The organism is Neorhizobium alkalisoli (assembly GCF_007829835.1).
In the GTDB taxonomy this organism is placed as follows: domain Bacteria; phylum Pseudomonadota; class Alphaproteobacteria; order Rhizobiales; family Rhizobiaceae; genus Neorhizobium.
In genome coordinates this window covers 438,701-450,770 of sequence record NZ_VIWP01000001.1, presented here as the reverse complement: position 1 = coordinate 450,770, position 12,070 = coordinate 438,701, and the positions used below count along the sequence as shown (strand labels likewise).

Below are 12,070 nucleotides of genomic sequence, written 5' to 3'. Positions count from 1 at the left end.
GCGATCGGTCCACACTGGGCGTGTCGTGATTCCACTTGCCGAACAAAGTCAGTCATACGTGGCAAATGCGACCCTCCGTCCCGGTGCAAGAATGCAAGAGCAAGCCATGCAGAAGCCCCTTTCGATGTCGAAGACGTCGGTCCGTCTTATATCGCGGTCTGGCTGGCTATTGACCACGCTTATGCTTGTCACGCCGGCTTTGTCGGATGAGGTTTTTGCCCAGATAGCGCCTTTGCCCTGGCGCAATGATCCCGTCAGCAATTGCAGCTTCGTCGCGCCTGCCTCCCTGGGAACAGGAACGATCTATTGGACCGGCGCGTGTACCGACGGAAAAGCTTCGGGTGCCGGCATGCTGCGGCGGCGCGATAACGGTCGCACGGGTGGGGCTTTCTACGGCGAGATGCAGGCCGGCATGCCGCGTCTTGGCGTCGTGGATGATGCCAGCGGTTACCGCGTCGGGCGCTTCGTCAATGGCGATATCGAGAAGCGGCAACCCGATACGCCGGCGCGGATCGAGGCTTTTCAGGCGGCGCTGCGCGGGGCGCGTGCCGTCAGCGCCCATTTTGCTTCCGTGAAGAACGGCTCGTCCGCCGATTATTACGAAGGGATCGCAAAACTGCTCGAAGCGCAGGCCAAGTGAATGTCTCTGCCATCAGTGCGATCATGCCGTTGATAGTTGCCTATTGGCCCAATGAAAAAGCCCTCCAACTTGGTTGGAGGGCTTTTTTGATCAGAACTCTTCCCAGCTTTCGCTGGCGAGTGCTTGGGCTGCATTACTTTTTGGCCTAACAGCAGGGGCGGCATAGTTCGCCGCAGGCCTTGTTGCCGGCGCAGCGGATGCCGTGCGCATCCGGCCGGCGACTTCTCGCAGACGGCCGGTCTGCTGACCCAGCTGGAAATGCTGCAGCAGTTCATTGAGCGCATTGGTTTCCTGCGAGAGGCTGGCGCCCGCGGCATTCATCTCTTCGACCATTGCGGCATTCTGCTGGGTCGACTGGTCCATCTGGTTGACGGCCGTGTTGACTTCCGCAAGGCCGGACGACTGTTCCTGCGCGGCCGTCGCGATCGCATCCATATGGGTGTTGACCTGCTGGACCAGGCCTTCGATCGCCGAAAGCCCTTCGCCGGTGTCGTCGACGAGCTTGACGCCCTCGCTGACGGCAATTGTCGAGTTGCCGATCAGGGTCTTGATCTCCTTGGCGGCGTTGGCCGAACGCTGGGCAAGTTCGCGGACTTCCTGCGCGACAACCGCAAAACCACGACCTGCCTCGCCGGCACGCGCCGCCTCGACGCCTGCATTGAGAGCAAGCAGGTTGGTCTGGAAGGCGATCTCGTCGATGACGCCGATGATCTGGTTGATCTGCTTCGAGGAATGCTCGATCCGCTCCATGGCGGCAACGGCGTTGCGCACGATGCCACCCGATTGTTCGGCCTGGCTGCGGGCGCTGCGCACCAGATCACGTGCCTCAGACGTCCGCTTCGAGGTCGCGACGACATTGACCGTGATCTCTTCGAGTGCCGCCGCTGTTTCTTCCAGCGAGGCTGCCTGCTGTTCGGTACGGCGGGCAAGGTCGTCCGATGCGGACGATATCTCGCTGCTGCCGCTGGTGACGGTCGAGACCGACTGGCCGACGCTCAGAAGCGCCTGGCGCAACTGGCTGACGGAGGTGTTGAAATCGTGGCGCAGGTTTTCGAACTGCGGCGCGAAGGCGGTATCGATCTCGCAGAGCATGTCGCCGGCGGCAAGCCGGCGCAGACCGTCGGCGAGTGCGCCCGTTGCACGGTTGAGGCGTTCTTCGGCATCCGCTTCGGCAAGACGCTGGGCTTCGATGCGTTCCTGCTCGGCCTTGGCGCGGTTGGTTTCGGCCGCAGCCTCCAGTTCCTTGTTGCGGATGGCCGACTGCCGGAACACTTCGACCGAGCGGGCCATATTGCCGATCTCGTCCTTGCGTTCGGCAAACGGGATTGCCGACTGCGTATCACCCACTGCAAGCGCACCCATCGATGCCGTCAGGGCACCGATCGGGCCGACGACCCGGCGCAGCACGATCAGGAGACCCACAACGGTCATGGCGATCGCACCGATCAGCAGCGTGGCGTAGAAGATCATGTTCCAGTAGGCAGACGTCGCGGTTTCGTTGGCCTGCTCGTCCAGCGTTACCATGGCGAGCCAGGCAACATCGGCAATGGCTGCCTGGCCGATCGTGCTGGCGGCCTTCCAGTCTTCAAACGGTACACCCGGCGCCTGATTGACGGCGAGCTTCTTTAGGATTGCAGCGCGCATGTCGGCAAAATTGCCGCCGAAATATTCCCGGTCGCCCTTGGCGACGGCGGCCTTCAGCGCGTCCGGCGTCGAAGGATGGTTGGCCATCGTCCGGACCTGTCCCCAGCCAAATGCAACACTTGCTTCGGCACCGAGAACGTCCATCATGTCGGAAGGCGACAGCGGCGCAGCGGCGGCCGTAGCCTTGTTGACATTGACACCGATCGTTCCGGCCGAGGCGCGGGCGCCCCAGGCATTGGAGCGGATCTGGATGAGATCCATCATCGAATTGTCGAGCGAGCGAAGGTTCGCTTCGGTAACGTTCGAAGCCTTTTCCAGCTGGGCAAGGATATCATTGCCGAAGCTGAAGGCCTGATCGGCGACCGCCTTGTCACGGCCTTCGACGGCAAGCGCAAGCTGCTGATCAATCTTGGTGCGAAGTGCCAGATTGGCGTCGTAGCTGCTCTTCACCTGTGAAAGTAGGGGCGCGAGCTCGCTGACATGTATGGAGGCCGCGGCGGCTGCAAGATCCTTCTGCGCTGCATCGACCTTGCCACGGTAGGAGGCCATGCCCTCAAGCGAATTCTTGCCCTTCTCCGCCGACATGCTGAGTGCCGTTGCACTCTGTCCACGTTCCTGACGATAGTTCAGCAGCATGTTGAACAAAGCCTTGTCCAGCACAGTCAGGCGCGCGGCTTCGTCGAACCTTTGCCGTTGGGTGTAGGAATCGTAGAAGGACTTTGTCACCAGGGCGCTCAGTGCCAGGCTGATGATCAAAAACGCCGAAATGAGAACATTCCGTATAGAAAACATTCACTTGCCCCCGAAAACCAAACCTCGCAGTTTGCTAAGTGGCAACTTACATTCGCTCGAATAATAATAAGTTAAGTCAGATTTAAATGACATTTGTCATTTCTGAGTATGAATATACTTACCATTGCTTGTGTGTTTTTCAGCAAAATCTTTGTTTGCGCGAAAAACGCAACCTTTGAATGCATTCGCTCTGGTTATGGCTCTGACTTCACGACGGCGCGGCCGCTGGTGAGGTCTGTTACCGTCCGGATAACGGTGTCTGCGGCCACGGCGGCGATACGCAGGTCGAGAATGGCGCCGCTCGCCGTATAATGCTCGCCGTCGATCGAAACCTCGGCAAGAGCATTCAGCCGCGCCTTCACGAGCGCCAGATCAGAAAACTGGATGTCGATGCTGGTCGAGATCGTCGCGACGATCTTCGTTTTCTCCGCAGCCTGCAGACATAAAGCCGCCGTGCCGCCATAGGCGCGGATCAGGCCGCCGCTGCCGAGCAGCACACCGCCGAACCAGCGGGTGACGACGACCGCCACGCCGTCAAGTTCCTGTCCGTCGATCGCCAGCAGGATCGGCTTGCCGGCCGTGCCGCTCGGCTCGCCGTCATCGCTGAAGCGATAATCCTGACCGATCCGCCATGCCCAGCAATTGTGGTTGGCCTCGGCGGAACTGTTTGCCGTAATGAAATTCTTGGCCGCCTGGACATAGGAGACGGGGCCGGCCACCGCAAGAAAGCGGCTGCGCTTGATCTCCTGGGCAAAGGTCGTGGTCGAGGCAAGGGCGAACATGTCGTTCATCTAACCCGGCGCATCCGGCATGCGAAGAGGCCGGATGCGGTTTTCGCTAATTCGTGGCCTTGAGTCCGTCAGTCGTGACGAGACAGGAAGGCCGAGACGGTGGCGAGGCAGAGTTCCTTTTCCTCCACATGCGGCATGTGGCTGGACTGTTCGAACAGAACCCATTCGGCACCCTTGACGCGATCGACATAGGGTTTGACGACAAGCGGCGTCGCCTCGTCATATTTGCCGGAGATGATCAGCGTCGGCGCCTCGATCTGCGGCAGCCGGTCTTCGATCGTCCAGTCCTTCATCGTGCCGATGACGTGGAATTCGGTCGGGCCGTTCATGTTGCGATAGACGGTGTTGTCGATATCCATCGCATCGAATGTGCGGGCGACCTCCGCCGGCCAGGGGGTGACGCGGCAGACATGGCGATCGTAAAAGACGCGGGAGGCGGTGATGTATTCCGGATCGGTGATCGTGCCGGCCTCCTCGTGTTTGAGAAGCGTCGCCTGCACATCGGCCGGAAGCTCTTCTCGCAGCCGGTTCGCCTCGGAAACCCAGACATGCATGTTGGCCGGCGAATTAGCGACGACCAGCGCCTTCAGACCCTTCGGTTTCAGCACGGCATGTTCCGCACCGAGCATGCCGCCCCAGGACTGGCCGAGGAAGGCATAACGCTCCTGAATACCGAGATGCTTCAGAAGCGCATCGAGTTCTTCGAGGAAGAGGGCAGGGGTCCAGAACTCCGGTCCCTTTTCCGGCAGATGCGTGGATTTGCCATTGCCGAGCTGGTCGTAATGGATGACGGCGCGGCCATCGATCTCGGTTATGCCCTTGAAGCTGTCGACATAGTCATGGGTGCAGCCGGGGCCGCCATGGGCGACGACAAGCGGCAGCTTGCCGCTGTCGAGCGAACCGGTGATGCGATACCAGGTCTGGTATTCGCGAAACGGCAGAAAGGCTTCCTTCGACGCAATGGCGGCCACATGCTTCTCCATGTCAAAATTCCGCATCAGGCGGATCATGGAGAAAGCATAACGCGGCGCCTTTTGCCGCTGCAGCTATCACAAATTATAGGATGGGCGCTCTTCCAGAAGCCGGTAATGGGTGGCGCGCACCACGGCCTGGGTGCGGTTCTTGGCGCCGAGCTTCTTTGCCGCCGCATTGAGGTGCATGACGACGGTCGGTACCGAGCGGTCGATGATGCGGGAGATTTCCTTGGCGGAATGACCTTCCGCCGAATGGCGCAGGCATTCGCGCTCCCGCTCCGTCAGTTTTGTCGTGCCGGCGGCAAAGGTGCGCGGATCGAACAGGGAATAGGCCGCCTCGTGGAAGACGTGGGCGAGCAGGTTGAAATCGGCGATATAACGCAGCGCGTGCTGCTCGAATTCGCGGTTGCCGCCGAACCGCACGCCGGTCACCGTCGCGTAATCGCCGCGCGGCATATGGACGGGAACGGTGACGCCGGTCGACATGTCGCGTTCGCTGAGATAGCGCGCGACGGGGGCCGTATCCTCGCTCATGAAGCGGCGGATCAGCGTGTCGGCATCGGCATCGTAGTTCCAGAAGAAGGGGGCGGAGGTGCGCAGTGCCACCTGCTGCACCGGATCGATGCGGAAATAACCGCGGTCGAACCAGTAGTCGCGCATGTCCTCGGAGATGTTGCGCAGCTTCAGGAGCGACGGGATCATGATCGTGCCGTCGAGATCGTAGGGCACCGGCGTATAGTCGTAGATCAGCGCCTCGAAGCCGATCCGTTTCATCGCCTCGAACACCTGGTCGATGCGGCCTTCCAGCGTTTCATGCGCCGTGAACTGGTTCCTGATCGTGCCGATCTCGTCAATCATAACTGGCTCCGGCCGCTGTTCCCCCGCGACCCTATCACTTCTTATAGCTGGCGCTAAGCACCGTTTGAGATCAAAATTTAGCGGTGCTCAAATCTTGAGCAAGTAAAATCTTGGTACCGGAGCCCTGAATGTGGCGTGAAATCGAGCCGGAGGCACGATACGAAATCGAAGTCGACGGCTACAAGGTCGTCGCCTACAGCTTTGGCTCGGGTCCGGAAACCGTCTTCTGTCTGAATGGCGGGCCGGGCCTGCCCTGCGATTATCTGCGCGACGCGCATTCCTGCCTGATCGACCAGGGGTATCGCGTCGTCGCCTTCGATCAGCTCGGCACCGGCGCCTCCGACCGCCCGACCGATCCGGCGCTGTGGACGATCGGCCGTTATGTCGAGGAGACCGAGACGGTGCGCAAGGCGCTCGGGCTCGGCAAGGTGCATATGCTCGGCCATTCCTGGGGCGGCTGGCTGGCGATCGATTACGCGCTGACCTATCCGGAAAACCTGCAGACGCTGATCCTGGAAGATACCGTCGCCGACATGCCGCATCTGATCTCCGAACTGGAGCGCCTGCGGGCGGCCCTTGGGCCCGAAACGGTGGCGATGATGCAGAAGCACGAGGCGCAGGGGACCTACGACCATCCCGAATATCTGGCGGCCGTCACCATTCTCAACTACCGCCATGTCTGCCGCCTTCCCGAATGGCCGGCGCCGGTCAACCGCTCGCTCGGCGACTGGAACATGGGGCCTTACGGCACGATGCAGGGGCCGAACGAGTTCCTCTATATCGGCAACCTGAAAGACTGGAACCGCATTCCTGACCTGCCCGCCATGACCGTGCCGACGCTGATCACCTGCGGCGAACATGACGAACTGACGCCGGCCTGCGCGCTCAAAATGAAGCTCGCGATCCCGAATTCCGAGATCAAGGTTTTCGCCAATGCCAGCCACATGCCGTTTTACGAAAACCCGGCGGATTATTATCCGGCCCTGATCGACTTCCTGTCGCGCAACAGGCCGAACTGATGCGATACATGCCAGTAAAAATCCGACACAAACGGAGGCGCGGGCATCGCCATGCATCGTTATAGGTTCGTCCTCACCCGACCCCTGCAATTCCTGCCGGTGATTTTCGGCATCAGCGTCATCACCTTCATTCTGGTGCGGCTGATTCCCGGCGATCCCGCCCGCAACATTTTAGGCACGCGCGCGACGCCGACGGCGATCGCCAATATCCGTGCGCAATACGGGCTCGACCTGCCGATCTGGCAGCAATACCTGTATTTCCTCAAAAACCTCGGAAATGGCGAGATGGGCAAGTCGATCCTTTACAAGATCGACGTCCTGCAGCTCGTCGTCACCCGCATCGAGCCGACGCTTGCGCTGGTCCTGTCGAGCGTCATCCTGTCTGTGCTGATCGCCGTGCCGATGGCGGCACTTGCCGCGCGCAATGCCGGGCGTGGGCCGGACCATGCGGTGCGCATCGCCTCGACTTTCGGCATCGGCTTTCCGCCCTTCTGGCTCGGGCTGATGCTGATGATCCTGTTCAGCGTCAAACTCGATCTCCTGCCGGTTTCGGGCTACGGCGCGACTTTCGGCGACAAGCTGGCGCATCTGATCCTCCCAAGCCTCACTGTCGCCCTGTCGCTCTCGACCGTCCTCATCCGCAGCCTGCGCGCGGCGATGATCGAAGCACTGAAATCCGATGTGGCGACGGCGGCGCGTGCCCGCGGCATGCCGGAAAGCATCGTCTTCTGGCGGCATGTCGTGCCGAATTCGCTGGTGCCGACCATCAATCTCCTTGCCGTCAATATCGGCTGGCTGATCGGCGGCACGGTCGTCGTCGAAAGCGTCTTTGCACTGCCGGGCATGGGGCAGCTTCTGGTCCGCGCCATCTTTTCGCGGGATTACATGGTGGTGCAGGGCGTCGCCATGGTGTTTGCCTGCGCCACCGTGCTCGTCAACTTTATGGCCGACATCGTCACCGTCGCCGTCGATCCGCGGGTGAAGCTATGAGTGCCGGGTCGATCACGCTGTCGCCGGTCGGCTGGCGCATGTTTTTCGGGCGCAACCCGATGCTGGCGATCGGCGCCGGCATCCTTCTCGCCTTTGTCTTGTTGGCCATCGCCGCACCCCTCGTTGCACCCTACGATCCGATCCTGCAGAATGGCGAGATCCGGCTGCAGCCGCCGTCACTCCTGCATCCTTTTGGCACCGACAATTTCGGCCGTGATATTCTCTCCCGCGTCATCTGGGGCACCCGCATCGATCTGCAGATCGCCCTGATCGGCGTCGCCTTCCCCTTTGTCATCGGCACGGTTGTGGGCACGATTGCCGGTTTCTTCGGTGGTATTGTCGATGCGCTGTTCATGCGCCTCGTCGATATCATTCTCGCCTTTCCCTTCCTGGTGCTGATGCTCTCGATCATCGCCATTCTGGGGCCGGGCCTTTCCAGCTTCTATATCGCCATGGCGCTGGTCGGATGGGTGTCCTATGCCCGCCTGATCCGGGCACAGATTCTTGTCCTGAAAAACAGCGATTATGCCGTCGCTGCAGTCAGCCTCGGTTTCGGCCGCCTGCGCATCATGTTCCGCCATCTCCTGCCCAATGCCATTGCCGGTTCCATCGTGTTTGCCATGTCCGACGCGGTCCTCGTGCTTCTCAGCGGCGCGGCCGTCAGCTATCTCGGCCTCGGCGTACAGCCGCCGGTCGCCGAATGGGGCGTCATGGTCGCGGAAGGCCAGAGTTTTATCACGACCGCCTGGTGGATCACGCTCTTTCCCGGCCTCTCCATCGTCTGCCTCGCCTTCGGGTTCAGCATGCTGGGCGATGCGCTCGGCGAATTGCTCGGAGTGCACGAATGAACGCCTCCGTCCTCTCCGTCCGCGATCTTACCGTCAAGGCGCATCTTGAAGGCGAGACGCGCACGCTGCTCGATGCCGTTTCGCTCGATCTTGCCAAGGGCGAGATCCTTGGCCTTGTCGGCGAGAGTGGTTCTGGCAAAAGCCTGCTCTGCCGCTCCATCGTCCGCCTTCTGCCATCCTCGCTCCTGAAGATCGAAAGCGGCACCGTGCTGCTCGAAGGTCGGGATCTGACGGCCGCCAGCGATGCCGACATGCTGAAAGTGCGCGGCGCCGAGATCGGCATGATCTTTCAGAATCCGACGAGCCATCTCGACCCGGTCATGAAGATCGGCGACCAGATTTCCGAAGGCATCCGTTATCATCAGGGTCTTGATGCCAAGGCAGCACGGGCGGCGGCGATCGAGATCCTGAGTCATGTCGGGTTTCCCGATCCGATGCGCCAGTATGACAGCTACCCGCACGAGTTTTCCGGCGGCATGCGCCAGCGGGCGATGATTGGCGTGGCGCTCTCCTGCAACCCCAAAATCCTGATTGCCGACGAGCCGACCACCGCGCTCGACGTGACCGTTCAGGCGCAGGTCCTCAAACTCCTGATGGATCTGCGCGAAAAACGCGGCCTGTCGATCATTCTCATCACCCACGATCTCGGCATCGTCGCCCAGACCTGCGACCGCATCGCCGTCATGCGCGGCGGCAAGCTGCTGGAACAGGGACCGAAACGGACCATTCTGTCTGCGCCGCGCGATCCCTATACGGTCAGGCTCATCCAGAGCCATCCGTCCATGCCGGATGAGACGCCGGCGGCACCATCAGCAGCACCGGCCACCGAAAAGCCGACCGCTCGGCCGCTGCTTGAGATCGATGACCTGCATGTCCGGTTTCCCGTCGGCGGCAGTTTCTTCAAGGGCAAAGCTGCCCGCACCGTCAGTGCTGTCGCCGGTATCAGCCTGCAGATCATGCCGGGCGAGACGGTCGGCATAGTTGGCGAATCCGGTAGCGGCAAGAGCACGCTCGCTCGCGCCATCCTCGGCCTGACGCCGATCTCCGCCGGCCATGTCAGTTTTGACGGCATCGATCTCGCCCAGCAGAGAAGTGCCGGACTGGCGCGGTTGCGGCAGGATGCGGCCATGGTGTTTCAGGATCCGTTCAACGCGCTCAACCCGCGCCTGACGATCGGTGAGACTCTCGCCGAAGTGCTGAAGGTTCAGGGCAAGATCGCGCGGGAAAAGATCCCGGCGCGGATCGACGAGCTGCTCGATCTCGTTGGCCTCGAACGCGAATTTTCCACCCGCAAGCCGCGCAGCATGAGCGGTGGCCAGTGCCAGCGGGCCGGCATCGCCCGCGCGCTCGCCGTCGATCCGAAGATGATCATCGCCGACGAATGCGTGGCGGCGCTCGACGTGACGATCCAGGCGCAGATCATCGAACTGTTCCGAAAGCTCGCCCGCGATCTGGAGCTGACGCTGGTCTTCATCGCTCATGACCTCGCAATCGTCCGCAATCTCTGCGAACGCACGGTCGTCATGTATCGCGGCGAGATCGTTGAGGAGGGGCGTTCCGAAGAGGTCTTCTCGCGTCCGAAACACGCCTATACCGCGGCGCTGATCGCCGCCATTCCCGATATCGATCCGGATCGCCCGCTGCTCGGTTCAGCCGAGAGCGAGCCGTCCGTGCCAATTCTATCCGTCAAACGCATGCCGTAACAAAGAAGAAGGGAACGATTTCATGACCAACAGGTGGAAAAATATTAGCCGCGCTGCCTTTGCAGCCGCCCTCATGCTCAGCGCCAGCTATGCCGAAGCCGCCGGCATCCTGACGATCGGCCGTCGTGAGGATTCGACGACTTTCGATCCGATCAAGTCGGCCCAGAACGTCGACAACTGGGTGTTTTCGAACGTCTTCGACGTTCTCGTCCGTGTCGACAAGACCGGCACCAAGCTGGAGCCGGGCCTTGCCGAAAGCTGGACGATCTCGCCCGATGGCCTGACCTATACGTTCAAGATGCGCGACGCGAAATTCTCGGACGGTTCGCCGATCACCGCCGAAGACGCCGCCTTCAGCCTGCTGCGCATCCGCGACAGCAAGGAATCGCTCTGGAGCGACAGCTACAAAATCGTCGATACGGCTGTCGCGACCGATCCGAAGACGCTGACCGTCAAGCTGACGAGCGCGTCCGCGCCCTTCCTGTCGCAGCTCGCGCTGCCGAACGTCTCGGTCCTGTCGAAAAAGGCCGTCGAAGCCGGTGAAGAGGCTTTTGCCGAACTGCCGACCGCATCCTCCGGTGCCTTCACCGTCAAGGAATGGCGTCGCGGTGACCGCGTCATCCTCGAAAAGAACCCGAATTTCTGGCAGGCCGATCGCGTCAAGCTCGATGGCGTCGAATGGATCTCGGTTCCGGACGACAATACCCGCATGCTGAACGTCCAGGCCGGTCAGCTCGATACGGCGATCTTCGTGCCCTTCTCGCGCGTCGCGGAGCTGAAGAAGGATCCGAACCTTGTCATCCATACCGATGTCTCGACCCGCGAAGACCACCTGCTGATCAACCACGAGCACGGTGCGCTCGCAAAGAAGGAAGTGCGTCAGGCGCTCGACATGGCGATCGACAAGAAGTCGATCGTCGATACGGTCACCTTCGGCATCGGCACGGTGGCGAATTCCTACATCCCGAAGGGCTCGCTCTACCACTACGACGCCAACTACCAGTACCCGTATGACCCGGCCAAGGCGAAGGCCATGCTGGCGGCAGCCGGTGCGTCCGATCTGAAGCTCAACTATGTCGTCAATGCCGGCAACGAGGTGGACGAGCAGATCGCCGTTCTCCTGCAGCAGCAGCTCGGCAAGGCCGGCGTCACGGTCAACCTGCAGAAGGTCGATCCGAGCCAGAGCTGGAACATGCTGATCGACGGCGATTACGATATCTCGGTCATGTACTGGACCAACGACATTTTGGACCCCGACCAGAAGACGACCTTCGTGCTCGGCCATGACAGCAACATGAACTACATGACCCGCTACAAGAACGACAAGGTCAAGGATCTCGTCGCCGCGGCCCGTCTGGAACTCGATCCGACCAAGCGCGAGGCCATGTATGTTGACATCCAGAAGCTCGCCAAGGACGACGATCCACTGGATCGACCTCTATTACAGCCCCTATATCAACGTCTCCCGCAAGGGCATCGAGAATTTTTACCAGAACCCGCTCGGCCGCTTCTTCCTCGAAGATACGGTCAAGAACTGATCGGTTCTTTCGCCCCGCCGTTATCATGACGGCGGGGCTTTTGCCTCGTTTGGCAGATGATTTCCGGCGATATGGGGCCTTGCCGCAAGATAGGCCTTGAAATCGCCCCGCATCCGTATGATCACGATTATCCAGGTGCCGGTGATGGGCGGGGAGGCTCAAATTACCGACCGGGAGGAACGAGTAGTATTCACTCGGAAGGGTGGATGCCGGCTTTGCCGCATCCGGGCTTTGTCTTGAAGCCAAAACCCTCCTCAACCGGTATTGCGCCCG

At 60.9% G+C, this 12,070-nt stretch carries 9 protein-coding genes and 1 pseudogene; 6 read left to right on the top strand and 4 right to left on the bottom strand.

Annotation, left to right across the window (positions count from 1 at the left end; all coding sequences use genetic code 11):
• Positions 1-106: 106 nt before the first annotated feature.
• Complete coding sequence (locus FHW37_RS02080) at positions 107-640, top strand: hypothetical protein (protein ID WP_145631895.1); 534 nt, start codon at positions 107-109, stop codon at positions 638-640.
• Positions 641-730: 90 nt separating this feature from the next.
• Here the strand turns inward: FHW37_RS02080 and FHW37_RS02075 are convergent, their stop codons facing one another.
• From FHW37_RS02075 to FHW37_RS02060, 4 genes are all read right to left on the bottom strand, one after another.
• A complete protein-coding gene (locus FHW37_RS02075; protein ID WP_145631893.1) occupies positions 731-3,076 on the bottom strand; it encodes a methyl-accepting chemotaxis protein in 2,346 nt (781 codons plus the stop codon).
• Between the two features lie 194 nt (positions 3,077-3,270).
• Positions 3,271-3,858 carry an IMPACT family protein gene (locus FHW37_RS02070; protein ID WP_145633772.1) on the bottom strand — a complete coding sequence of 196 codons (588 nt, stop codon included), beginning with the start codon at positions 3,856-3,858 and terminating at the stop codon, positions 3,271-3,273.
• A gap of 77 nt (positions 3,859-3,935) precedes the next feature.
• Entirely contained in the window at positions 3,936-4,850 is a 915-nt protein-coding gene (locus FHW37_RS02065) for a proline iminopeptidase-family hydrolase (protein ID WP_186458110.1), read from the bottom strand.
• 66 nt (positions 4,851-4,916) lie between these two features.
• Positions 4,917-5,699, bottom strand: coding sequence for a helix-turn-helix transcriptional regulator (locus tag FHW37_RS02060; protein WP_145631891.1), 783 nt, complete (start codon positions 5,697-5,699; stop codon positions 4,917-4,919).
• A 128-nt stretch (positions 5,700-5,827) separates the two neighbouring features.
• Between FHW37_RS02060 and FHW37_RS02055 the strand changes: the two genes are divergently transcribed.
• From FHW37_RS02055 to FHW37_RS02035, 5 genes and pseudogenes are all read left to right on the top strand, one after another.
• On the top strand, positions 5,828-6,718 hold the full coding sequence (locus FHW37_RS02055; protein ID WP_145631889.1) for a proline iminopeptidase-family hydrolase: 891 nt from the start codon (positions 5,828-5,830) through the stop codon (positions 6,716-6,718).
• A gap of 51 nt (positions 6,719-6,769) precedes the next feature.
• Positions 6,770-7,708 carry an ABC transporter permease gene (locus tag FHW37_RS02050; protein ID WP_145631886.1) on the top strand — a complete coding sequence of 313 codons (939 nt, stop codon included), beginning with the start codon at positions 6,770-6,772 and terminating at the stop codon, positions 7,706-7,708.
• Positions 7,705-8,556 (top strand): ABC transporter permease, encoded by an 852-nt coding sequence (locus tag FHW37_RS02045; protein WP_145631884.1) that lies wholly within the window; start codon positions 7,705-7,707, stop codon positions 8,554-8,556. Before FHW37_RS02050 ends, FHW37_RS02045 begins: the two co-directional genes overlap by 4 nt.
• A complete protein-coding gene (locus FHW37_RS02040; RefSeq protein ID WP_145631883.1) occupies positions 8,553-10,259 on the top strand; it encodes a dipeptide ABC transporter ATP-binding protein in 1,707 nt (568 codons plus the stop codon). The genes FHW37_RS02045 and FHW37_RS02040 overlap by 4 nt, the downstream gene beginning before the upstream one ends.
• A 22-nt stretch (positions 10,260-10,281) precedes the next feature.
• Positions 10,282-11,797 (top strand): annotated as a pseudogene (locus FHW37_RS02035) (ABC transporter substrate-binding protein).
• Positions 11,798-12,070: the final 273 nt, after the last annotated feature.